We start from the raw sequence: 21,229 nt of genomic DNA, 5'->3' as shown, positions 1-21,229 counted from the left end.
CATGGCGCGGCAACCGCTTACAATGGGCGCATGCATATCTTCAAGATTTTCCAGATCGAGGCGGCGCATCGCCTGCCTCACGTGCCGGAAGGGCACAAGTGCGCGCGGCTGCACGGGCATTCGTTCCGCATCGAAATCCACCTGGCCGGCGAGCCGGACCCGCAGATGGGCTGGGTGATGGACTTCGGTGACGTGAAGGCGGCCTTTGCGCCGTTGTACGACCAGCTCGACCATCACTATCTCAATGACATCGAGGGGCTGGAGAACCCCACCAGCGAGATGCTGGCGCGCTGGATCTGGCAACGCCTGGCGCCGCGCCTGCCGGGGCTGGACAAGGTGGTGGTGCACGAGACCTGCACCTCAGGCGCGAGCTGTTCGCGTGACAGTTTTTGACGCGTCGCGGAAGTTTCCGGGCGGCGCGTAACGTGCTTGAAATAAAAGGTTTTTGAAAATTTCTTCGTTCGTTCAGCAAAAATATATTGCATTGCACAAAAACCCTTGTTAGGCTTTGTCCCACTACCCAATCGCCCTTGCGGGGGACTAGCCATGACACAGCAACTGAATACCCAGGTTTTCGCTTACGCCAAGCAGTTTGCCGATAGCGCGTTCAAGGCGCAGTCGGTGGCCCTGAAGGCCCTGGAACAGGTGACCGAGCTTCAGCTCAAGGCGTTCGAACAGCAGGCGCGCGGCGCCGCCGACTTCGTCGCGCAGGCGACCGAAGTGCGTGATCTCGAGGCCCTGCGCGGCCTGTGGGAGAAAGGCGCCAACCTGAGCCGTGACCATGCCGAGCAGGCCGCTGCCGTGGGTCGCGACATCATCGCGGTGAGCCAGAAGACTGCCGAGTCGCTGGGCGCGTTGGCGCAGGCACAGCAGCAGGCTGCCAACGATGCCGTGGCCGCTCCGGCTGCCGGCAAGAAGGCTGCCGCGAAGTAATTGATTTATCGATCGCGTCTCTCCCCCTCGCGATGATCTCCGGGCCGAACGCCTTGTTCGGCCCGTTTTTTATGTGTTGCGGGGTCGGAGGGCGGCGTGGGGCGCGTTGACGCAGCACAGCCAGCTTGCCGCAAGAAATGACGCGCTGATATACTTCTCGGGATTGAATCAAAGCCCGTGGCCCGGTTGAAACTGCCTGGTGCGAAACCGCGCGGAAACCTCACGTGCTCAATAGTCTAGCTTCCGGTCGTCGTCTCGCGTTGCGCATGCTGCTTTGGCAGTTGGGCATGGCATTGCTGGCTGGTCTGGTCTTTCTGGCGTGGGGGCGTCGAGAGGCCGTGGCCGCTGCGGCGGGTGCGTTGATCGTGGCGGTGGGTACCGCGCTGATGTCGGCGCGAACCTTCAGCGGGCTTGGCGGTGGCGGGATTGCGCTTGCGCATCTGCTGACCGGCATGATTCTCAAGTGGATCGTGGTCCTCGGAGGGCTGATCATGATCCTGGTTCAATACAAGTTGCCGCCGCTGGCCGCCATCACGGGGCTGGTGGCAGCCTACGCGGTCAATCTGCTGGCGTTCAGATTCAAGGGTTGAAAGATGGCAAGCGAGCCTGGCGGTTTTACCGCATACATCCAGCACCACCTGACCTTCCTGACGCTGCCTCATGTCAGCCACGGCGGTTTCTGGTCGTGGACGGTCCATGTCGATTCGATCACCGTGTCGCTGGCGCTGGGCGTGCTGTTTTCCCTGTGGTTCTGGTTGAAGGCGCGCAAGGCGACGGCCGGCGTGCCGGGCAAGGGCCAGGCTTTCGTGGAGCTGGTGCTGGAATTCGTCGATGGCCAGGTCAAGGACGTGTTCCATGGCGATCGCCGCGTGCTCGGCCCGCTGGCGCTGACCGTGTTCGTCTGGGTGTTCCTGATGAACTTCATGGATCTGCTGCCGGTCGACCTGATCCCGCTGATCGCCGAGAAGTGCGGCCTGAGCCACTTCCGCGCGGTGCCGACGGCCGACCTGAACATGACCTTCGCCATGTCGATCACCGTCTTCCTGTTGATGATCTTCTACAGCTTCAAGGCGAAGGGCTTCGGCGGTTACATGCATGAGCTGTTCACCGCGCCGTTCGGCAAGCATCCGCTGCTGTGGCTCCCCAACTTCGCGCTGAATCTCGTCGAGATGTTGTCCAAGCCGGTCAGCTTGGCGATGCGACTGTTCGGCAACATGTACGCCGGCGAGCTGGTCTTCATCCTGATCGCGGGCCTGTTCAGCGCGGGCGGCATTGCCCTGTACAGTCTCGGTCTGGTCGGTTATGCCGTGTGGAGCATCTTCCACATCCTGATCATCTCGATCCAGGCGTTCATCTTCATGGTGCTGACCGTCGTGTACATCTCGATGGCACACGATCACCACTGATTTCACCCAACAACACCCCATTACAACCGCTTTCATTTTCCCTAGGAGATCACCGTGGACCTTATCGCTCATCTCGCTCAAGTTCAGGGCCTCACCGCCATCGCGATCGGCCTGATCATCGGCCTCGGCGCCCTTGGCGCCTGTATCGGTATCGGCGTCATGGGTTCGAAGTTCCTCGAAGCCGCTGCCCGCCAGCCGGAACTGATGCCGCTGCTGCAGGGCCGCATGTTCCTGCTCGCCGGCCTGATCGACGCCGCGTTCCTGATCGGCGTGGCGCTGGCCATGTACTTCGCCGTCGGCAACCCGCTGATCACCGTGCTGCAGACCGCAGGCAAGGCCGCGGCCGGTCATTGATCGACCCGTTGCAACGTACCGGCGTGGGCGCATGTGCGCCCGCGTCCTTTGTAATCCGCATGCACAGGTAACGCAGCGATGGAATTCAACGCGACCCTGATTGGCGAAATGATTGTGTTCGCCTTTCTGATCTGGTTCAGCGTCCACTTCATTTGGCCGCACATCAACAAGGCCATCGAAGAGCGCCAGCTGAAGATCGCCGAAGGTCTCGGTGCCGCCGAGCGCGCGCATGCCGAGCTGAAGGATGCCGACGCCAAGGTGGCCGGCGAGATCCGCCAGGCACGCAAGCAGGCCGCCGAGATCATCGACAAGGCGCAGCAGCAGGCCAATCAGATCATCGACAAGGCACGTGCCGACGCGGTGGCCGAAGTCGATCGCCAGAAAGCGCTGGCGCAGGACGAGATTGCCTCGATGGCGCAACGTGCCCGCGCGGAACTGCGTGAGCGCGTAGGCGCGCTGGCGATGCAGGGTGCCAGCAAGATCGTGCAGCGCGAGATCGACCCGGCGGCGCACAAGGCGCTGCTCGACCAGCTCGCGACCGAGATCTGAGACGATGGCCCAGGCAATCACCCTCGCTCGTCCGTACGCCCGCGCTGCCTTCGAGGCAGCGCACGACAGCGCTTCGCTGGCGTCGTGGTCGCAGGCCTTGGCCTTCGCCGCGGCGGTGGCGGGCGATTCGCGCGTGGCCGGGCTGTGCACCGATCCGCGCGTGCAGCCGAGCCAGCTGGTTGCGCTGCACCTGCCGGAAGGCCAGGCCGCCGATGCGCCGTTCGCCTGTTTCCTGGGCGAGCTGGCCGAGCATCGGCGCATGGCGCTGCTGCCGGAAGTGGCGGAGTTGTTCGAGCAGTACAAGCGCGAATCCGAGTCGCAGCTGCTGGTCAAGGTGACCAGCGCGCTGGCCCTGGATGCCGCGCAGGCCGAGCAACTGAAGGCCTCGCTGAAGCGTCGCTTCAAGCGCGAGATCGAGCTGGAAACCTCAGTCGACCCCGAGCTGCTTGGCGGCGTGGTGGTCGATACCGGCGACGAAGTGATCGATGGTTCCGCACGTGGCCGTCTGGAACGCCTGGCCCACGCATTGATGAATTAAGACAGATGAAGAGTGCGCAGCAGTGAGAGTCGAGTGGAAAGCCTGCATCCACGCCACCGCTCCAACTCGCCACTCGCTCCTCTCTGTTTAGTATTACGCGAAGTCCATTTCGCGAAGAGCAAAAACCGGCCATCCATGGTCGGACTCTTGAGAAAATAAAATTTTCGGGATAAGCCACCATGTCCAGCACCACCCTGAATCCGTCCGAGATCAGTGAACTGATCAAGAACCGCATCGAGCAGTTCAAGCTCGGCGCGGAGGCCCGCAACGAAGGCACCATCATCAGCGTGTCCGACGGCATCGTGCGCATCCACGGTCTGGCCGACGTGATGCAGGGCGAAATGATCGAGCTGCCGGGCAACGCGTTCGCGCTGGCCCTGAACCTTGAGCGCGACTCGGTCGGCGCCGTGGTGCTGGGCGAATACCAGCACCTGCGCGAAGGCGACACCGCCAAGACCACCGGCCGCGTGCTGGAAGTGCCGGTGGGTCCGGAGCTGCTCGGCCGCGTGGTCGATGCGCTGGGCAACCCGATCGACGGCAAGGGTCCGCTGGGCGCGAAGCTCAACGCGCCGGTCGAGAAGGTCGCGCCGGGCGTGATCTGGCGCAAGAGCGTCGACCAGCCGGTGCAGACCGGCTACAAGTCGGTCGACTCGATGATCCCGATCGGCCGCGGCCAGCGTGAGCTGGTCATCGGCGACCGCCAGACCGGCAAGACCGCGCTGGCGATCGACGCGATCATCAACCAGAAGGATTCGGGCATCTTCTGCATCTACGTGGCGATCGGGCAGAAGCGCTCGTCGATTGCCAACGTGGTGCGCAAGCTGGAAGACAACGGCGCGCTGGCCAACACCATCGTGGTGGTGGCTTCGGCGTCCGAGTCGGCCGCGCTGCAGTACATCGCGCCGTACGCCGGTTGCGCCATGGGCGAGTACTTCCGCGACCGCGGCATGGACGCGCTGATCGTCTATGACGACCTTTCCAAGCAGGCCGTGGCCTACCGCCAGATCTCGCTGCTGCTGAAGCGCCCGCCGGGTCGCGAAGCCTACCCGGGCGACGTCTTCTATCTCCACTCCCGCCTGCTTGAGCGCGCCGCGCGCGTGTCCGAGGAGTACGTCGAGAAGTTCACCCACGGCGAAGTGAAGGGCAAGACCGGCTCGCTGACCGCGCTGCCGATCATCGAAACCCAGGCCGGCGACGTGTCCGCCTTCGTGCCGACCAACGTGATCTCGATCACGGACGGCCAGATCTTCCTGGAAACCGACCTGTTCAACGCTGGCATCCGTCCGGCCGTGAACGCCGGTATCTCGGTGTCGCGCGTGGGTGGCTCGGCGCAGACCAAGATCGTCAAGAAGCTGTCCGGCGGCGTGAAGCTGTCGCTGGCCCAGTTCCGCGAGCTGGCTGCGTTCGCGCAGTTCGCCTCGGACCTGGACCCGGCCACCCGCGCCCAGCTGGATCGTGGCCAGCGCGTGACCGAGCTGATGAAGCAGAAGCAGTACGCGCCGCTGTCGATCGCCGAGCTGGCGCTGTCGGTGTACGCCGCCGAGAAGGGCTATCTCGACGACCTGCCGGTGAACAAGGTGCTGGCGTTCGAGGCCGGCCTGCATGCGTTCATGCACCAGAACCACGGCGAGCTGATGAAGACCATCGTCGCCACCGGCAACTGGGACAAGGACATCGAGGCCACCTTCAAGGCGTCGCTGGACGAGTACAAGAAGACCGGCAGCTGGTAAGTCGCCAGTAACCCGGATCAGGGATTCGGGAGCCGACCGGCCAAGGGCGCGTCATCGACGACGATCCCGCGGCGACTCCCGATGAACCGAGCAAGCAAAGCGAGCGAGACAGATGGCAAGCGGACGCGAAATCAAAACCAAGATCAAGAGCACGCAGAACATGCGCAAGGTGACGCGCGCGCTCGAAATGGTCTCGGCCTCGAAGATCCGCAAGGCGCAGGATCTGATGAAGGCTTCGCGTCCCTATGCGCGGCACATGCGCAAGGTGATCGCGCACGTGGCGCAGGCCAACACCGAATTCAGCCATCCGTTCCTGGTCGAGCGCCCGAACGTGGCGCGGGTGGGCTACATCGTGGTTTCCACCGATCGCGGCCTGTGCGGCGGCCTGAACTCCAACCTGTTCCGCAACCTGCTGAACCAGGTGCGCGAGTGGCAGGGTCAGGGCGTGCAGGTCGACGTGGTGGCGGTGGGCCAGAAGGCCACGCAGTTCTTCCGTCGCATCAAGGGCGTCAACCTGGTCGGCAGCGTCACTCACCTGGGTGAGAAACCGAAGGTCGAGCAGCTGGTCGGCGTGATCAAGGTGATGGTGGATGCGTACCAGGCGAACGGCCTGGATCGCGTGTTCCTGGCCTACAACGACTTCGTCAACACCATGACGCAGAAGGCCACCGTCGACGCGCTGCTGCCGCTGCCGCTGGTTGCGGCCGAGCTGGAGGCGCACGAGTCGGCCGGCGAATCCGCTTATGCCGGTGTGAAGCTGGAACAGAAGCACGAGTGGGATTACCTGTACGAGCCCGACGCTGAGACCGTGCTGGAACACGTGCTGGGTCGCTACGTCGAATCGGTGGTGTACCAGGGCGTGCTGGAGAATCTCGCCAGCGAGCATGCCGCGCGCATGGTGGCGATGAAGAGCGCGTCGGACAACGCGAACAAGGTGATCGACACACTGACGCTGGTCTACAACAAGGCGCGCCAGGCAGCGATCACGCAGGAAATCAGTGAGATCGTGGGAGGCGCTGCTGCGGTGTAACCGCAGCAGCTTCTGAAAAAATTTTGGCGACGCGAAGCGGCGCCGCAACAGACACTAAAGATCCATCCGGAGCACATCCATGAGTCAGGGCAAAGTTGTTCAGATCATCGGCGCGGTCATCGACGTCGAGTTCGCGCGCGATCAGGTGCCGCAGGTATATGACGCGTTGAAGATCGACGGCACCGAGATCACGCTGGAAGTGCAGCAGGTGCTGGGCGACGGCATCGTGCGCACCATCGCGCTGGGTTCCACCGAGGGCCTGAAGCGCGGTCTGGCTGCGCGCAACACCGGCGAAGGCATCAAGGTGCCGGTGGGCGACGCCACGCTCGGCCGCATCATGGACGTGCTCGGCAACCCGATCGACGAAGTCGGTCCGATCGACGCCAAGGATCGCTGGGTGATCCATCGCGAAGCCCCGTCCTACGACGAGCAGGCCGCGACCAACGACCTGCTGGAAACCGGCATCAAGGTGATCGATCTGGTCTGCCCGTTCGCCAAGGGCGGCAAGGTCGGCCTGTTCGGCGGCGCCGGCGTGGGCAAGACCGTGAACATGCTCGAGCTGATCAACAACATCGCGACCCAGCATGCCGGTCTGTCGGTGTTCGCCGGCGTGGGTGAGCGTACCCGCGAAGGCAACGACTTCTACCACGAGATGCAGGAAGCAGGCGTCGTGAAGATCGACAACCTGCCCGAGTCCAAGGTGGCGATGGTCTACGGCCAGATGAACGAGCCGCCGGGCAACCGCCTGCGCGTGGCGCTGACCGGCCTGACCATGGCCGAATACTTCCGCGACCAGAAGGACGAGAGCGGCAAGGGCAAGGACGTGCTGTTCTTCGTCGACAACATCTACCGCTACACGCTGGCCGGTACCGAAGTGTCCGCGCTGCTCGGCCGCATGCCGTCGGCGGTGGGTTACCAGCCGACCCTGGCCGAGGAAATGGGCGTGCTGCAGGAGCGCATCACCTCCACCAAGACCGGTTCGATCACCTCGATCCAGGCCGTGTACGTGCCCGCGGATGACTTGACCGACCCGTCGCCGGCCACCACCTTCGCGCATCTGGATTCCACGGTGACGCTGTCGCGCAACATCGCCTCGCTGGGTATCTACCCCGCGGTCGATCCGCTCGATTCCACCAGCCGTCAGCTCGATCCGCAGGTCGTCGGCCAGGAGCATTACGAAGTGGCGCGCACGGTGCAGGGCATGCTGCAGCGCTACAAGGAGCTCAAGGACATCATCGCGATCCTGGGCATGGACGAGCTGTCCGAAGAGGACAAGCAGGTCGTGGCGCGTGCGCGCAAGTGCGAGCGCTTCTTCAGCCAGCCGTTCCACGTGGCCGAAGTGTTCACCGGTGCGCCGGGCAAGTACGTGTCGCTGAAGGAAACCATCCGCGGCTTCAAGATGATCGTGGAAGGCGACGTGGATCATCTGCCGGAGCAGGCGTTCTACATGGTCGGCGGCATCGACGAGGCGATCAAGAAGGGCGAGGAGATGGGCGCCAAGAAGGCGGCCTGACCCAGCGGGAACCGGGATGACGGGATGCGAGAGCCGTCATCCCGCGCATCCCGAAGCACCCGTCCCGAACCCCGTCGAGCAAAGCGAGACATGACATGACCCAAACCATTCGCGTCGATATCGTCAGCGCCGAAGCCGAGATCTTCCACGGCGACGCGACGATGGTGATCGCCACCGGCGAGGTGGGCGAGCTGGGCATCACGCCCCGCCACGCTCCGCTGATCACCCGCCTGAAGCCCGGCCACGTGGACGTGCTGCAGGAAAACGGCGAGCGCCAGCAGTTCTACGTTTCCGGCGGCATTCTGGAAGTGCAGCCGCAGGTGGTGACCGTGCTGGCCGACACCGCCGCGCGTGCCTCCGAGCTCGATGAAGCCTCGGCGCAGAAGGCCAAGAAGGAAGCCGAAGAGGCGCTTTCCAGCCGCACCGATGCCGTCGATGTCAGCGAGGCCCAGGCCAAGCTGGCCCAGGCACTGGCCCAGTTGCAGGCGCTGGAGCGCATGCGCCGGAACCTCAAGCACTGAGGTTTCCCACGCGGTCAGGTATCCACGGAACGCCGGCGTCATGCCGGCGTTCCTGTGTCTGGCGGAAGTGGTGCGTACTCTCCCAGTCGTTCGCACTGAGCGTAGCCCTCGAAGCGCCGCCAGGCGTGGACAGGCGGCCCTTCGACTTCCCCGCTCCTCAAACCTGTAGTCGTCCATGACCCCCCGGTGCGGTCCGTGGCCTGCACCCAGAACGAACCACCCCCAGCGAAGCGCCATTCGTGTCCGACGGTCGAGTGTCTCGCAAAGGTCTTTAGATTACATTTGTAATTTGATAATCTCCCGGCATCACCACGGCTGAAGGGGCTGGCATGATCCGGTTGGCGCGTATGGGTTCGTTGGGGGTGCTGGTTGCCTTGTTGGCGGGCTGTGCCAGTCAGCGGGTCGTAGCGCCTCCCTCGCATGAGGGCGAATCGTCGTATCGGGCCCTGCCGGGTACGGACATGACGCACTACCAGCTGGCGCTGGGTGCCGTGTCCGGCGGAGCCGTGCCGCTGGATCATCCGGCCCCGATCTATCCGTCGACACAGCTGGCCGCTTGTCCTCCGGAGATCCGGTTGCGCGCGCTGCTGATCGTGGGTACCGACGGCAAGGTCGATGACGTACGCGTGGACAAGGCGGCCGGAGTCGCGCCGGCCTTCGCTGCCGCTGTGCGCGCCGCAGCCGGGCAATGGCGTTTCGTGCCGCTGAGCATCAGCCGCTGGGCGGCCGATGCCAACGGCCATTCGCACCGGGTTGAAACCGTGCTCAAGCCGTTCAGCCTGCCTTACGAATTCCGCTTCAGCTGCCACGACGGCAAGCCGCAAACCAGCACCAGCGCCTCCTGAGCGCCTCTTGCGCATCTGGCTGCAGCTGATCGGCCTGCTATGCTCAACGGCTGAAATTGGTCAAGGCAGACACCCATGAAGCACGCCCCGTTGCACGTCATTGTTCTCGCCGCCGGCGAAGGCAAGCGGATGAAATCGAAGAAGGCCAAGGTGCTGATGCCGTTGGCCGGCCGCCCGTTGCTGGCGCACGTACTCGATGCAGTGCGGGCGCTGCAGCCGGCGCTGATCCATCTGGTCTATGGCCACGGCGGCGACCAGGTGCTGGCGGCGTTTGATGGTCAGCCCGGGCTGCAATGGGTGCTGCAGGCCGAACGGCTCGGCACCGGTCACGCGGTAGGCCAGGCGCTGCGCGGCGTCCCCGATGATGCGCGCGTGCTGGTGCTGTACGGCGACGTGCCGCTGATTCGCGCACCGACCCTGCAGCAACTGGTACAGGCCGATGCGGTGCTGAGCTTGCTGGCCACGCGCGTCGACAACCCGCACGGCTATGGCCGGGTGCTGCGCGATGGCAATGGCCACGTGCGGGCGGTGGTGGAAGAGAAGGATGCCGATGACAGCCAGCGCGCGGTGAACCTGGTCAACACCGGCATCCTGGCGGCCGACGCCGTGGTGCTGAAGCGCTGGATCGAGCGGCTTGGTTGCGACAACGCGCAGGGCGAGTACTACCTCACCGACGTCTTCGGCATGGCTGCGGCCGAACACCGGGCGGCGTTGTGTGTCGAGAGCGACGATGCAACCGAGGCGGCGGGCGCCAACAATCCATTGCAACTGGCCGAGCTGGAAGCGGCCTACCGTCAGCGCGCCGCCCGCGAGCTGATGGAAGCCGGCGTGCGCCTGGCCGATCCGGCGCGCGTGGACGTGCGCGGCTCGGTCGAGGCCGGGCGCGACGTGGAGCTGGACGTGGACGTGATCCTGGAAGGCAGCGTGGTGCTGGGCGAGGACGTTTGCGTAGGTCCGTTCACCCGCCTGTGTGACGTGCACTTGGCCGCGGGCACCCGGGTGCTGGCGCATTGCGATCTGGAAGGCGTGGTCACCCATGGTCCGTGCACCATCGGTCCGTTCTCGCGCTTGCGTCCGGGCACCGAACTGGCCGCCGGCGTGCACGTGGGCAACTTCGTCGAGACCAAGAAGACCCGCATCGGTCGCGACAGCAAGGCCAACCACCTCACCTACCTGGGCGATGCCGAGATCGGTCGCGGGGTCAACGTCGGTGCCGGCACCATCACCTGCAACTACGACGGCGTGAACAAGTTCGTCACCCGCATCGAAGACGGTGCCTTCATCGGCTCCAACAGTGCCTTGGTGGCGCCGGTGACGATCGGTATGCAAGCCACCATCGGTGCCGGTTCGGTCATCACCAAGGATGCGCCCGCCGGCGAACTCACCCTGGCGCGCGGCGGCCAGGCCACCGTGCGTGGCTGGCATCGGCCGGTGAAGGCAGAAGTAAGTGCAGAGGAGTGAGGAGTGAGAGGCGACCTGCCTTCTCTCACTCCTCACTCCTCACTCCTCGTTTCTCGGCGCACTTCTTGTCGCTTGTTCAGGCGTAACGCCAGCCGTCCAGTTCCACCAGCAGCTCGCTGCGGCAGACGTCGCCGTGCAGCATCAGCACGGGTACGCCGGGCAGGCGCTGTTGCAGGATCTCGCGCACGCGTGGCGCGTCGGCAGGGTGGCGCACATAGGCTTTCAGCGGGGAGTGCGTGTCGAAGCCGGCCGGCATGTCGGCGCTGGCGAGCAGGGCGGCGAGGTTGGTCAGGGTTTCATTGAGCTGGGCTTCCAGGTCGCCGACGTGGGCGGAGGCATGCCCGACCACGGCTGCGGTGCCGGAGATCGCCAGCACGTCCTGCGCCGGCAGCGTCATCGCGCGGGCGAAGCCGGGCGAGGTGCGGCCGTACTGGCGCGGGTAGTGCCATGCGCTGACCTGGCGGGGATTTTCCACCCGTTCGCCGGCATGGGTGCAAGCCAGCAGGTAAACCTGCAGGTGATGTTCGGCGCCGTGGTGGCCGATCGCCGTGGCGGCAGGATAGCCCTCGGCGAAGAAGTCGCCCTGGCCATGTGCGCGACCCTCGCAGAACTGCTTGTAGCGTTCCTGGTCGCCGTCGCCGTGGTTGATCGCGCCGATGTAGTTCCAGATGCGCAGTACCTGGTGTTCGGCCCGGCCGCCGACGAAATGGCGCAGGCGCTCATAGGCGTAGCGTGCGGCACCCACCGGTCCCCCGTGTTCGCGCTCGTCCGGCTCGATCGCGGCGAACAGCCAGCCGCCACCGGACGACCAGTTCAGGTCGCCGTCGCGGCCGTGGATCACGTCCGCCTCGACCTGCCACAGTTCCAGCGGCGTGGGCGCGTCGAACGGCTCCTGTTCCACGCGCAGCCAGCGCGGATCGTCGACCGAGGGTGCGCCGGCACCGAAACCGAACACGGCCAGCGTGCCGGGTTCGGCCAGCACGACGGCAGCCTCTGTCATGCGATAGGACACGCGCGGCGCGTGGGGCAGGCCGGGCTCAGCCTGCAGGTCTTCACATCCCTGAACCATTGCTTCTAACCGGGAACGACAAGGCCTCTATGGTACACTCCGCGCCCGTTCCCGACGGGACGGTTGCATGAATCCGGAGTCCCGAAATACGCATGGCCGAGCAGACTGCCGCGCAGCACGAATTGGCTGCCCTGATCGTGGATTGTCTCAATCTGGAAGGCGTCGACCCGGCCGGAATCGACCCGGATGCGCCGTTGTTCGGCAGTGGCGAACTGGGGCTGGATTCAATCGACGCCCTGGAAATCGCGTTGGCGGTTTCCAAGCGCTACGGCTTCGCGTTGCGTTCGGACAATCCGGACAACCAGCGCGTGTTCGCCAGCCTGCGCAGCCTGTCCGATTACGTCGAGCAGCAGCGCGCGGCGTGATGGCGCGCCTGTTCGCGCCATGAGCGAGCCGTTGTGGCGCACCCCGCTGCGCATGCCTGAAGATCACCCGTGCCTGCCCGGTCATTTCCCCGGGCGCCCGTTGGTGCCCGGCGTGTGGCTGCTGGAGCAGGTGGCGCAGGCATTGCAGGCATGGCGCGGTGAGCGGCTGGCACGCATCGTCGAGGCGAAATTCCTGGCGCCGTTGCGGCCGGCCGAAACGGCCGAGCTGGCATTGACCGAACGCGTCGGGCGACTGCGCTTCGAGATCAGCCGCGATGGCGTTCTGCTGGCACGTGGCGTGATCGAGGGTGCGCCGTGAGTGGGCACTGGCGCGAACGTCCCGAAGGCGGCGGTCGCGTCGCGTATGGGCTGATTCGCGTCGTCGCGTTGCATGGTGGGCGCCGGCTGGGCCGGCTGTGCCTGTATCCCGCCACGCTGTACTTCATGCTGCGCCGGGGCGAGGAGCGGCGCGCCTCTCGCCAATACCTGCAGCGCGTGCTGGGCGGCCGGGTGCACTGGTGGCAGGTGTTCCGTCACCTGCACGCCTACGCCGTCACCTCGTTCGACCGCATCTACCTGCTGACCAGCGGTGAGCGCGATTTCGACATCGACATCGAGGGACTGCCCGCGCTGGAGGCAGCCATTGCCGAGGGGCGTGGCGTGCTGCTGGTCGGCTCCCACCAAGGCAGTTTCGAGGCCCTGCGCGCACTCAGCGCGCGGCGGCCGGACGTGCCGCTGCGGGTGTTGCTGGACAAGCAGAAAACCCCGGCGATGACCGAAATGCTGGAGGCGCTGGCACCGGAAGTGGGCACTGCCGTGATCGATACCGCCCAGGGCGGCGTGGCGATCACCCTCGCGGTGGCCGAGGCGTGCCGGCAAGGCGCGATGGTGGCGCTGCTGGCCGATCGTGCGCGCGAGCATGAGCAGCTTTGCCGCGTCGATTTCCTCGGCCGGCCGGCGCCCTTGCCGACCGGGCCATGGCTGTTGGCGAACGCGTTGCAGGTGCCGGTGCTGCTTTGCTTCGGCCTGTATCTGGGCGGCAACCGTTACCGGTTGGTGTTCGAGCCCTTCGCCGATCGCGTCGAAGTGTCGCGACAGGCGCGCGCCGCAGCGTTGAAAGGCTTGATCGCACGCTATGCCGAACGGTTGGAGCACTACGCGCAGGCCTATCCGTACAACTGGTTCAATTTCCACGATTTCTGGCAGGCGCCGGAGGATGCGCATGAACCGGCTTGAGCGGGACGACTGGGCGCAGTTGCTGCCCCACGTCGGCGCGATGTGCCTGCTCGATGTGGTGGATAGTTGGGACGCGAAGACGATTGACGCCTGCAGTACCAGCTATGCGCGGCCCGATCATCCATTGCGTGGCGATGCCGGATTGCATGCGGTGCATCTGGCCGAATACGGGGCGCAGGCGATGGCCTTGCACGGTGCGCTGCTGGCGCGTGCCGCGGGCGATGCGGCGGTGCGCCCGGGCATGCTGGTCAGCCTGCGTGACGTGCGACTTGAAGTGGGCCTCGTCGATGCACAGGGTGGTCGACTGGACGTTCACGCCGAACGCCTTTACGCCGATGCGGCGGGGACTCAGTACGCGTTTCGCGTCCAACAGGCCGGCCACCTGCTGGCCAGTGGCCGCGCCGCGGCCATATACGGCTGATCCGGAGACTGCCTCAGCAGATTCGCGCCGCGGATGGCTCGGCGGAATCGGCCACCTGCGGTGAGCTGCGCGAGCGCCGGTAGCTGGCACGGGCTTCGCCGTAATGGATGATCCGGCCTATCGTGTAGAGCGTGATGCGCGTGACGTCGCGCACGGGGCGGAAGTGGCTGAGCCGGAAGTTGCCCTGGTAGCGCGAGGCAATCGGCACCGAGACCACCGACATGTCCAGCTCGCGCGAGGCGGTGATCAGCAGCGCGGCCTCGAATACGAAACCTTCGGCGGGCAGGTCGACCAGGCTCAAGGCGGCCCGTGGATACCAGCGCTGGCCGCTCTGGGTGTCGGCAACCGGCTGGGCGCAGGCCCAGGAGATGCCCCAGTCGGCAAAGGCATTGGCGAAGCGTCGCGCCTTGGGCTGCTGGTCACGGTCGCGCAGGCGTGCACCGATCACCAGCCGGCCGGGCCAGCGGCGTGCGGCGGCCACGATGCGGGGGATGTCGTCGGCGCGATGCTGGCCATCGCCGTCCATCGTCAGCACCGCCTCATAGCCTTGCCGCAACGCTTCGCGGAAACCGCTGCGCAGGGCCTCGCCCTTGCCGCGGCGTTCGGTGTGGCGTACCAGGGTCACCGGCAGTGCATCGACGATATGGGGCGTGTCGTCGTCCGAGCCGTCATCCACCACGATCACGGGTACGCCCAGTGCCAGCACCGACTGCACCACGCCATGGATCGCCGACGCCTCGTTGAGGCAGGGAATCAGCACGCACCAGCGCGGCGTCTCGTTCATGCCATGGGCTCCACGCGCGCATGCAACGCGAGCCCGCGCGCGGCCGCCAGCGTGACATGGCCAGTGGCATCAAGCAGCGACTCGAGCAGGGGGAGCAAGGCGGCGGAAGGGTTGTCGGACATGCCACTAGTGCAATCGATCGGGGGTGAAGACGGAGTGCAGGACGTGCGTGCAAGCGTCAATGCCAGCCGCGCGCGACTGCCCGGACCGAGGATGGGCGACAACACCAGGCCACCACCGAAATCGTGATGGCAGGCGACGACCTCGCCCAGCGGGCCGTGGCCGGCGATGTCGCTGCACACCAGCAGCACTGGTTGCTGTCCGGCGCAGGCCAGCGTGGCCGCTTCCAGCAGTCCTGCGCCTGCCGTGGCGTGGCCGGCGCAGATGGCGCTCGATGGTGCGTGACAGTCGGTGGCGATGGTCCAGTAACCGGCAGGCGCGTTGTGTACGGAATGGTGGAAGCGCGTCGGCGACAGCTCGTCGGGCGTACGTGCCAAAGTGGCGCACAGGTAATCCGTGATCGCCAGGTCGCCGTAGGCGGAGGCGAAAACGCAGGCCAGCGTGTCGGCGGCGCGGCCGCTCATCGCGACGGCTTGCCCGGCCACTTCCACTGCCAGCAACACGCTGGCCGAGGCGCGTCGTCGTTCGCCGGCGGACAGGCGGGAGGCGGGTGGACGCTCGACGGGCGTGGCCGGCGGTGCGCCGGCGCGACGCGCACGCAATGCGTCGATATCGGCCAGCGTCGACGACCACACGCCGAGACCTTCGACATAAACGCTCAGCGCATTCATCGGGAAACCTGCGCCTGGCCGAACACCAGGCAGGCATTGTTGCCGCCGAAACCGAACGAGTTGCTCATCGCCACCGCGACGCGCTGATGCGCGGCGTGCCAGGCAAACGAGGCACTGCAGGCGGGGTCCGGGGCGCGGGCACCGAGATTACCGGGGATCAGCCCGCCCTCGATCGCCAGCAGCGCGATGACGGCCTCGATAATCCCGGCCGCGCCCAGGGTGTGGCCGGTGAAGCCCTTGGTGGAACTGGCGCGCGTGGTCGTCGGGAACAACCGCGCAAGCAGGTTGGCTTCCATCGTGTCGTTCTTGTGGCTGGCGGTGCCGTGCAGGTTGATGTAATCGACCTGCGTCGGCTCCAGTCCGGCCCGGGCCAGTGCCTCACGGATCGCCAGTTCGGCGCCCAGGCCCTCCGGATGTGGCGTGGACATGTGGTGGGCGTCGCTGGATTCGCCCCAGCCAAGCAGGCGCGGCGCCTGCGGCGCGGCGTCGGCGCGTTCCAGCAAGGCGAAACCGGCGGCCTCGCCGATCGAGATGCCATTGCGCGCCTCGTCGAACGGGCGGCACGGTTCGGCTGAAATCAGTTCCAGCGAACCGAAACCGAACAGCACGCTGTCGCACAACGTATCCACCCCGCCGACCACGGCCGCATCGACCAGGCCGAGCCGGATCATCCGCTCCGCGCTGGCGAATACCTTGGCGCTGGACGAGCAGGCGGTGGAGACAGTGAGGCAGGGCCCTTCCAGCGCCAGCGCAGCAGCGACGAAGTCGGTCAGCGAGTGCGGCGAATGGATCGCTCGGCGGCGCAAGTCGTCGGGCAGATGGCCGGATGCATCGAGTCGGCGATAACCTTCCTCGGTGGCGCCGATGCTGGCGGTGGAGGTGCCCAGCAGCAGCGCGATGCGGTCGGCGCCGTAGCGCGTGCGGGCGGCGTGCACGCGGTCGAGGAAACCGTCCTGGCGCAGGCCCAGCCAAGCCAGTCGGTTGTTGCGGCAATCCCAGTCGGCCAGCGCGGCGGGCAGTGGTTCGTCTTCCACGCCGTCGACGCGACCGATCCAGCACGGCAGCGGTGCCTGGCTGATGTCATTCGGACGCAGCCCGCTGCGGCCCTGCTCAAGCGCCTGCCGGTGGGTGTCGAGCCCATGGCCAAGCGCCGAGGTGGCCGTGCAGGCAGAGACCGCGAGGGAGGGCATGGGTGTGGTCATCGCACGAGCCTAGCCAGCCGCATGCGGATTGCCTAGACAATCGCCGCGAAAGTTGCACGTGCGTTCATGCGGGCTTGATCGTCGTCAAGCCGGCGTGACGGCGCACCGCATCGGCAAGCGGACAGCCTCTTGCTAAGCTGCCGCCGATGAATACGACCGCACAACCGACCCATAGCCCGCAGGCCGACCAGGCCGAAACCTTCCTGCGCGAATTGCAGGATCGCATCTGTGCCGCCGTGGAAAAGCTCGACGGCAAGGCCCGCTTTGTCGAAGACGCCTGGACCCGTCCGGCCGGTGGCGGCGGGCGTACCCGCGTGCTGCGCGATGGGGCGTTGTTCGAGCAGGCCGGGGTGAATTTCTCGCGTGTGTACGGCAACAAGCTGCCGCCCAGCGCCACCGCGCATCGCCCGGACCTGGTCGGCGGCAGTTTCGTTGCCACCGGCGTGTCGCTGGTGTTGCACCCGAAGAACCCCTACGTGCCCACCACGCACGCCAACGTGCGCTATTTCGAGGCGAGCAAGCCGGGAGTGGAGTCGGTGTGGTGGTTCGGTGGCGGCTTCGATCTCACCCCGTTCTATCCGTTCGACGAAGACGTGGTGCACTGGCACACGGTGGCGCGCGACCTGTGCGCGCCGTTCGGCACGGATGTCTATCCGCGCTACAAGCGCTGGTGCGACGAGTATTTCCACCTGAAGCATCGCGGCGAGACGCGTGGCGTCGGCGGCCTGTTCTACGACGATCTCAATGAAGGCGGCTTCGCACGCTGCCTCGATTTCACCAAGGCGGTGGGGCAGGGCTTCCTCGATGCCTACGTGCCGATCGTGCAACGTCGCCAGGCCACGCCGTGGGGCGAGCGTGAGCGCGAGTTCCAGTTGTACCGGCGTGGCCGTTACGTGGAGTTCAACCTGGTCTACGACCGCGGCACGCTGTTCGGACTGCAGTCGGGCGGGCGCACCGAGTCGATCCTGATGAGCCTGCCGCCACGGGTGCGTTTCGAATACGCCTATCAGCCCGAGCCGGACTCGCCGGAAGCGCGGCTGGCGGCGTACCTGCAGCCGCGCGACTGGGTCTGAATTCCACGCATTGCCGGCGTCAATGCGGGTCGTTCGCCTGCATCATCGCCTGCCGCCGCGCGCGGAATTCGCTGCCGGCATTCCACTGCGGCCAGTCGCTGCCATCGGCGAGTTGCTGGCCGACGTCGTGCAGGGCCTGGATGTCCCTGATCACGCCGCGGAAGTCCCAGTGCGGATCGTAGTTGTCCTGCGGCGTGTGGTAGCGGTGGGCGGTGTAGTCGGCGAGCAGGGCGCGGCCCTTGCGGGTGCCGCCGTCGACCAGGTCGTCGCCGGTCAGCGTGTCCATTGCGGGCACGCCGGCCTTGGCAAAGCTGAAATGATCCGAGCGGAAGTAGAAGCCATTCTCCGGCGTGGGCTCGGGGCTGAGCGTGCGGCCCTGTTTCGCCAGTACGCCCTTGAGCCTGTCTTCCAGCTGCGACTGGCCGTAGCCGACCACGATCATGTTCTTCGTGGGGCCGATGATGTCCAGCGCATCCATGTTGATGTCGGCCACGGTCCGGTTCAGCGGAAACACCGGGTGTTCCACGTAGTACTGCGAGCCGAGCAGGCCGGACTCTTCCATCGTCACCGCGGCGAACAGCAGCGAGCGCTTCGGCCTCGGCTGCTGGTGCGCGAAGGCTTCGGCGATTTCCAGCAGTGCGGCCACACCGGTGCCGTTGTCGATGGCGCCGTTGTAGATCTGGTCGCCCTTCAGCTTGGGATCGCGGCCGAAGTGATCCCAGTGCGCGCTGTAGATCACCGCCTGATCCGGATGCTCGCTGCCCTTGAGCAGGGCCAGCACGTTGCGCGAATGCGTGTGCCTGATGGTGCTGTCCAGCGTGATCGAGGCCTGGGCTTTCAGCGAAACCGGCTTGAAGCCGCGACGGGCAGCCGCGGCTTCAAGCGTGTCGAAGTCCAGCCCGGAGGCGGCGAACAGGTGGCGCGCGGCGTCGCCGCTGAGCCAGCCGGCCACGGGCAGCCGTGGCGCGGCATGCTCGCCCGCGGGCAGGCTGAGTTGCGGGCCTGACCAGCTGTTGTGCACCACGCTCCACGGGTAGCCGGCCGGTCCGGTGGCGTGCACGATGAAGCAGGCAGCGGCACCTTCGCGCGCGGCTTGCTCGTACTTGTAGGTCCAGCGGCCGTAGTAGGTCATCGTGCGGCCACGGAACAGCTTCGGATCCTGCGTGGCATAGCCGGGATCGTTCACCAGCACGATTACCGTCTTGCCCTTCACGTCGATGCCGGCGTAGTCGTTCCACTGGTATTCGGGCGCATCGATGCCGTAGCCGACGAAGACGATGTCGGACCGCTTGAGCGTCACCTTCGGCTTGGCCTGCAGGGTCACGGCGACCATGTCGCTGCCGTAGGCGAGCGGCAGGGTGCGACCGTTTTCGGTGACGTCCAGGCGCAGCTGTTCCGGGTGCTGCAAGGTGGTCGATACCGCCGGCACGGTCTGGAACCACTGGCCGTGGTTGCCCGGTTGCAGGCCCATGCGCTTGAACTGCGCCACCAGATAGTCGACGGTGCGCCGGGCCCCTTCGGTGCCCGGCTTGCGGCCCTCGAACGCATCCGAGGAAACGGCCTTCAGATAGGCCGAGAAGTCACCGGCATCGATGGCTGCGCTGAAATGATGGGTTGTCGGCGCGGGCGTGGCCGCGAAGGTCGGCATCGCAAGCGCGATGCCGATGGCGAACACGGTGGCAGAGCAGGTCGGCAGGCAGCGACGCATAGAGGTTCCCCGGCAACGATGGTGGCCCGAGTGTAGACCGCGTCCCTCGTGCCGGGGCAAACCGCGATTACGGCGTGGCGCCGCTGAACTTCTCCACCGTGGCGCCCTTGACCGGACCGATCTGCGCGCTGTCGCTGACCTTCAGCACCACCTCGCGGCGGAACTCCAGCGTGCCCTGCACCACGGCGTGCGGGCCGATCACGATCACCGGCTTGCGCGTGCTGCCCGAGTGGAACCAGCCGTTGTTCGGCTTGTCGACCAGGATGCCGCCTTCGACGCGCGAGTTGGCGCCGATGGTGATGTCGCCGGCCACGGTTTCGATACCGGCAGCGGCATGCGCATCTTCCAGGGTGATGGTGCCGTTGACGTTGGACAGGTGGCCATCCACCTCGGCACCCCGGGCCAGGTGGATGGCGCCGTTCACCGCCTCGACCTTGCCCTGCACGCGGGCGCCGGCGGCCATCTCGATATCGCCATTGACGGTGTCGACTTCGCCGGCCTGCGCCTGCTGGCCCAGTTTCACCTCGCCGTTGACGGTGCTGGCCTTCTCGACCACGGCGTGGTCGGCGACGTCGACGTCGCCGTTGACCGAGCTGGCCTTGCCGACATGCTGGCCGGCAGTGACATGCACGTCGCCGTTGACCTTGTCGGTGTCGTTGTCCGAGGCCATGGCGGCCAGCGGCAGGAGGAGTGCGAGAGCGAGCAGGATGCGGCGCATGGAGATATCTCCGTTCGGGATGGGATGACCCTCATGGGATGCGGCAGCGACGCCCGGGGTTTACGTGACCTTCGGCAGGGGCGTATTTGACGAGGCCCGGGCCCGGCCTCACCATTCAGGGTTCGCCCACCCGGAACCGCATCGCCATGCACAAGCTCGTCCTGATCCGCCACGGCCAGTCACAGTGGAACCTCGACAACCGCTTCAGCGGATGGGCCGACGTCGACATCACCGAGCAGGGCATGACCGAGGCTCGCGAGGCCGGCGAATTGCTCAAGCGCGAGGGCTATGCGTTCGACGTGGCGCATACCTCGGTGCTCAAGCGTGCGGTGCGCACCCTGTGGGGTGCCCTCGACGCGATGGAGATGATGTGGCTGCCGGTGCATACCGACTGGCGCCTCAACGAGCGTCACTACGGCGCGCTGACCGGGCTCAACAAGGCCGAGACCGCCGAGAAATACGGCGACGCGCAGGTCAAGGTCTGGCGTCGCAGCTACGATGTACCGCCGCCGGCACTGGAGCGCAGCGCCAACGAGGCGGTGCACGACCCGCGCTACGCCGCGCTGAACCCGGGCGACATTCCTGACACGGAATGCCTGAAGGACACCGTGGCCCGCGTGCTGCCGTACTGGAACGAGGTGCTGGCGCCGGCGATCAGCGCCGGCCAGCGCGTGCTGGCGGTGGCGCACGGCAACTCCATCCGCGCACTGGTGAAGTACCTCGACGGCATGTCCGACGAGGCCATCGTCGAGCTCAACATTCCCAATGGCGTGCCGCTGGTCTACGAGTTCGACGACCAGTTGAAGGTGTTGCGCCACTACTACCTGGGCGATGCCGAGGCAATCGCGGCCAAGGCGGCGGCGGTGGCGAACCAGGGCAAGGCGAAGTAAGTCGTCACGGGCCGGGTCACCCGGCCTGACAGACGTCATGTGCACGGCCTGCGTGTCGTCAGTCGCCGCGCGCGTGCCATGCGGTTAGGCTG

Annotated in this window: 25 protein-coding genes; 19 read left to right on the top strand and 6 right to left on the bottom strand. The window is 66.1% G+C overall.

What is annotated here, in order from left to right:
- The first annotated feature begins 30 nt into the window (after positions 1-30).
- From queD to glmU, 13 genes are all read left to right on the top strand, one after another.
- On the top strand, positions 31-393 hold the full coding sequence (gene queD, locus BMY90_RS06805; protein ID WP_008216913.1) for a 6-carboxytetrahydropterin synthase QueD: 363 nt from the start codon (positions 31-33) through the stop codon (positions 391-393).
- Between the two features lie 153 nt (positions 394-546).
- Positions 547-933 carry a phasin family protein gene (locus BMY90_RS06800; RefSeq protein WP_008216914.1) on the top strand — a complete coding sequence of 129 codons (387 nt, stop codon included), beginning with the start codon at positions 547-549 and terminating at the stop codon, positions 931-933.
- 224 nt (positions 934-1,157) lie between these two features.
- Positions 1,158-1,523, top strand: coding sequence for a hypothetical protein (locus BMY90_RS06795; RefSeq protein WP_245734954.1), 366 nt, complete (start codon positions 1,158-1,160; stop codon positions 1,521-1,523).
- A gap of 3 nt (positions 1,524-1,526) precedes the next feature.
- Complete coding sequence (gene atpB, locus BMY90_RS06790; RefSeq protein WP_008216916.1) at positions 1,527-2,339, top strand: F0F1 ATP synthase subunit A; 813 nt, start codon at positions 1,527-1,529, stop codon at positions 2,337-2,339.
- Positions 2,340-2,393: 54 nt separating this feature from the next.
- A complete protein-coding gene (gene atpE, locus BMY90_RS06785; protein WP_008216917.1) occupies positions 2,394-2,693 on the top strand; it encodes a F0F1 ATP synthase subunit C in 300 nt (99 codons plus the stop codon).
- Between the two features lie 78 nt (positions 2,694-2,771).
- Positions 2,772-3,242: a F0F1 ATP synthase subunit B gene (locus tag BMY90_RS06780; protein ID WP_008216918.1), complete on the top strand. Its 471-nt coding sequence runs from the start codon at positions 2,772-2,774 to the stop codon at positions 3,240-3,242.
- Between the two features lie 4 nt (positions 3,243-3,246).
- Positions 3,247-3,780 (top strand): F0F1 ATP synthase subunit delta, encoded by a 534-nt coding sequence (locus BMY90_RS06775; protein ID WP_008216919.1) that lies wholly within the window; start codon positions 3,247-3,249, stop codon positions 3,778-3,780.
- Between the two features lie 179 nt (positions 3,781-3,959).
- Positions 3,960-5,510: a F0F1 ATP synthase subunit alpha gene (atpA, locus tag BMY90_RS06770; RefSeq protein ID WP_008216920.1), complete on the top strand. Its 1,551-nt coding sequence runs from the start codon at positions 3,960-3,962 to the stop codon at positions 5,508-5,510.
- Positions 5,511-5,622: 112 nt separating this feature from the next.
- Positions 5,623-6,540, top strand: a complete 918-nt coding sequence (atpG, locus tag BMY90_RS06765; protein WP_008216921.1) for a F0F1 ATP synthase subunit gamma — start codon at positions 5,623-5,625, stop codon at positions 6,538-6,540.
- A 79-nt stretch (positions 6,541-6,619) separates the two neighbouring features.
- Positions 6,620-8,053, top strand: coding sequence for a F0F1 ATP synthase subunit beta (gene atpD / locus BMY90_RS06760; protein WP_092702696.1), 1,434 nt, complete (start codon positions 6,620-6,622; stop codon positions 8,051-8,053).
- Between the two features lie 95 nt (positions 8,054-8,148).
- On the top strand, positions 8,149-8,574 hold the full coding sequence (locus tag BMY90_RS06755; RefSeq protein ID WP_008216924.1) for a F0F1 ATP synthase subunit epsilon: 426 nt from the start codon (positions 8,149-8,151) through the stop codon (positions 8,572-8,574).
- Positions 8,575-9,035: 461 nt separating this feature from the next.
- Positions 9,036-9,419 carry a hypothetical protein gene (locus BMY90_RS06750; RefSeq protein ID WP_237711958.1) on the top strand — a complete coding sequence of 128 codons (384 nt, stop codon included), beginning with the start codon at positions 9,036-9,038 and terminating at the stop codon, positions 9,417-9,419.
- Between the two features lie 75 nt (positions 9,420-9,494).
- Positions 9,495-10,880, top strand: a complete 1,386-nt coding sequence (gene glmU, locus BMY90_RS06745; protein ID WP_092702694.1) for a bifunctional UDP-N-acetylglucosamine diphosphorylase/glucosamine-1-phosphate N-acetyltransferase GlmU — start codon at positions 9,495-9,497, stop codon at positions 10,878-10,880.
- A gap of 76 nt (positions 10,881-10,956) precedes the next feature.
- On the opposite strand, the gene BMY90_RS06740 is transcribed toward glmU, so the two are convergent.
- The gene (locus BMY90_RS06740) at positions 10,957-11,880 is read right to left on the bottom strand and encodes a chorismate transformation FkbO/Hyg5 family protein (protein WP_483880034.1); all 924 of its coding nucleotides are present in this window, start codon (positions 11,878-11,880) and stop codon (positions 10,957-10,959) included.
- 161 nt (positions 11,881-12,041) lie between these two features.
- Between BMY90_RS06740 and BMY90_RS06735 the strand changes: the two genes are divergently transcribed.
- Genes BMY90_RS06735 through BMY90_RS06720 form a run of 4 tightly spaced genes read left to right on the top strand, consistent with a single transcriptional unit; the run spans position 12,042 to position 13,971 of the window.
- Positions 12,042-12,314: a phosphopantetheine-binding protein gene (locus BMY90_RS06735; RefSeq protein ID WP_008210801.1), complete on the top strand. Its 273-nt coding sequence runs from the start codon at positions 12,042-12,044 to the stop codon at positions 12,312-12,314.
- A 19-nt stretch (positions 12,315-12,333) separates the two neighbouring features.
- The gene (locus BMY90_RS06730) at positions 12,334-12,633 is read left to right on the top strand and encodes an ApeI family dehydratase (protein WP_092702690.1); all 300 of its coding nucleotides are present in this window, start codon (positions 12,334-12,336) and stop codon (positions 12,631-12,633) included.
- On the top strand, positions 12,630-13,550 hold the full coding sequence (locus tag BMY90_RS06725; RefSeq protein WP_092702688.1) for a lysophospholipid acyltransferase family protein: 921 nt from the start codon (positions 12,630-12,632) through the stop codon (positions 13,548-13,550). The genes BMY90_RS06730 and BMY90_RS06725 overlap by 4 nt, the downstream gene beginning before the upstream one ends.
- Entirely contained in the window at positions 13,537-13,971 is a 435-nt protein-coding gene (locus BMY90_RS06720; RefSeq protein WP_092702748.1) for a hotdog family protein, read from the top strand. Before BMY90_RS06725 ends, BMY90_RS06720 begins: the two co-directional genes overlap by 14 nt.
- Before the next feature lie 13 nt (positions 13,972-13,984).
- On the opposite strand, the gene BMY90_RS06715 is transcribed toward BMY90_RS06720, so the two are convergent.
- The 3 genes from BMY90_RS06715 to BMY90_RS06705 are packed head-to-tail and all read right to left on the bottom strand — an operon-like array spanning position 13,985 to position 16,736.
- Complete coding sequence (locus BMY90_RS06715) at positions 13,985-14,755, bottom strand: glycosyltransferase family 2 protein (protein WP_008210809.1); 771 nt, start codon at positions 14,753-14,755, stop codon at positions 13,985-13,987.
- Positions 14,752-15,546 (bottom strand): beta-ketoacyl synthase chain length factor, encoded by a 795-nt coding sequence (locus BMY90_RS06710; protein WP_092702686.1) that lies wholly within the window; start codon positions 15,544-15,546, stop codon positions 14,752-14,754. Before BMY90_RS06710 ends, BMY90_RS06715 begins: the two co-directional genes overlap by 4 nt.
- Entirely contained in the window at positions 15,543-16,736 is a 1,194-nt protein-coding gene (locus BMY90_RS06705; protein ID WP_092702746.1) for a beta-ketoacyl-[acyl-carrier-protein] synthase family protein, read from the bottom strand. Before BMY90_RS06705 ends, BMY90_RS06710 begins: the two co-directional genes overlap by 4 nt.
- A 158-nt stretch (positions 16,737-16,894) precedes the next feature.
- Between BMY90_RS06705 and hemF the strand changes: the two genes are divergently transcribed.
- Positions 16,895-17,821 (top strand): oxygen-dependent coproporphyrinogen oxidase, encoded by a 927-nt coding sequence (gene hemF, locus BMY90_RS06700; protein WP_092702684.1) that lies wholly within the window; start codon positions 16,895-16,897, stop codon positions 17,819-17,821.
- Positions 17,822-17,840: 19 nt separating this feature from the next.
- Here the strand turns inward: hemF and BMY90_RS06695 are convergent, their stop codons facing one another.
- The gene (locus tag BMY90_RS06695; RefSeq protein WP_245734952.1) at positions 17,841-19,529 is read right to left on the bottom strand and encodes a M28 family metallopeptidase; all 1,689 of its coding nucleotides are present in this window, start codon (positions 19,527-19,529) and stop codon (positions 17,841-17,843) included.
- A 67-nt stretch (positions 19,530-19,596) separates the two neighbouring features.
- Positions 19,597-20,247, bottom strand: a complete 651-nt coding sequence (locus BMY90_RS06690; protein WP_092702682.1) for a DUF4097 family beta strand repeat-containing protein — start codon at positions 20,245-20,247, stop codon at positions 19,597-19,599.
- A gap of 146 nt (positions 20,248-20,393) precedes the next feature.
- Between BMY90_RS06690 and gpmA the strand changes: the two genes are divergently transcribed.
- Positions 20,394-21,137, top strand: a complete 744-nt coding sequence (gpmA, locus tag BMY90_RS06685) for a 2,3-diphosphoglycerate-dependent phosphoglycerate mutase (RefSeq protein ID WP_092702680.1) — start codon at positions 20,394-20,396, stop codon at positions 21,135-21,137.
- Positions 21,138-21,229 lie beyond the last annotated feature (92 nt).

This window comes from Rhodanobacter glycinis, from assembly GCF_900114325.1.
Classification (GTDB): Bacteria; Pseudomonadota; Gammaproteobacteria; order Xanthomonadales; family Rhodanobacteraceae; genus Rhodanobacter_A; species Rhodanobacter_A glycinis.
The sequence above is the reverse complement of the archived record's forward strand: the minus strand, read 5'-3'. Positions and strand labels throughout refer to the sequence as shown.

Coding starts and splice junctions, on each gene's coding strand:
- BMY90_RS06730 (WP_092702690.1), top strand. CDS start 12,334: ATGAGCGAGCCGTTGTGGCGCACCCCGCTGCGCATGCCTGAAGATCAC.
- BMY90_RS06755 (WP_008216924.1), top strand. CDS start 8,149: ATGACCCAAACCATTCGCGTCGATATCGTCAGCGCCGAAGCCGAGATC.
- BMY90_RS06735 (WP_008210801.1), top strand. CDS start 12,042: ATGGCCGAGCAGACTGCCGCGCAGCACGAATTGGCTGCCCTGATCGTG.
- gpmA (WP_092702680.1), top strand. CDS start 20,394: ATGCACAAGCTCGTCCTGATCCGCCACGGCCAGTCACAGTGGAACCTC.
- atpG (WP_008216921.1), top strand. CDS start 5,623: ATGGCAAGCGGACGCGAAATCAAAACCAAGATCAAGAGCACGCAGAAC.
- BMY90_RS06740 (WP_483880034.1), bottom strand. CDS start 11,880: ATGACAGAGGCTGCCGTCGTGCTGGCCGAACCCGGCACGCTGGCCGTG.
- glmU (WP_092702694.1), top strand. CDS start 9,495: ATGAAGCACGCCCCGTTGCACGTCATTGTTCTCGCCGCCGGCGAAGGC.
- BMY90_RS06720 (WP_092702748.1), top strand. CDS start 13,537: ATGAACCGGCTTGAGCGGGACGACTGGGCGCAGTTGCTGCCCCACGTC.
- BMY90_RS06715 (WP_008210809.1), bottom strand. CDS start 14,755: ATGAACGAGACGCCGCGCTGGTGCGTGCTGATTCCCTGCCTCAACGAG.
- BMY90_RS06800 (WP_008216914.1), top strand. CDS start 547: ATGACACAGCAACTGAATACCCAGGTTTTCGCTTACGCCAAGCAGTTT.
- BMY90_RS06705 (WP_092702746.1), bottom strand. CDS start 16,736: ATGCCCTCCCTCGCGGTCTCTGCCTGCACGGCCACCTCGGCGCTTGGC.
- BMY90_RS06695 (WP_245734952.1), bottom strand. CDS start 19,529: ATGCGTCGCTGCCTGCCGACCTGCTCTGCCACCGTGTTCGCCATCGGC.
- queD (WP_008216913.1), top strand. CDS start 31: ATGCATATCTTCAAGATTTTCCAGATCGAGGCGGCGCATCGCCTGCCT.
- BMY90_RS06780 (WP_008216918.1), top strand. CDS start 2,772: ATGGAATTCAACGCGACCCTGATTGGCGAAATGATTGTGTTCGCCTTT.
- hemF (WP_092702684.1), top strand. CDS start 16,895: ATGAATACGACCGCACAACCGACCCATAGCCCGCAGGCCGACCAGGCC.
- BMY90_RS06750 (WP_237711958.1), top strand. CDS start 9,036: ATGACGCACTACCAGCTGGCGCTGGGTGCCGTGTCCGGCGGAGCCGTG.
- BMY90_RS06775 (WP_008216919.1), top strand. CDS start 3,247: ATGGCCCAGGCAATCACCCTCGCTCGTCCGTACGCCCGCGCTGCCTTC.
- BMY90_RS06690 (WP_092702682.1), bottom strand. CDS start 20,247: ATGCGCCGCATCCTGCTCGCTCTCGCACTCCTCCTGCCGCTGGCCGCC.
- atpA (WP_008216920.1), top strand. CDS start 3,960: ATGTCCAGCACCACCCTGAATCCGTCCGAGATCAGTGAACTGATCAAG.
- atpD (WP_092702696.1), top strand. CDS start 6,620: ATGAGTCAGGGCAAAGTTGTTCAGATCATCGGCGCGGTCATCGACGTC.
- atpB (WP_008216916.1), top strand. CDS start 1,527: ATGGCAAGCGAGCCTGGCGGTTTTACCGCATACATCCAGCACCACCTG.
- BMY90_RS06710 (WP_092702686.1), bottom strand. CDS start 15,546: ATGAATGCGCTGAGCGTTTATGTCGAAGGTCTCGGCGTGTGGTCGTCG.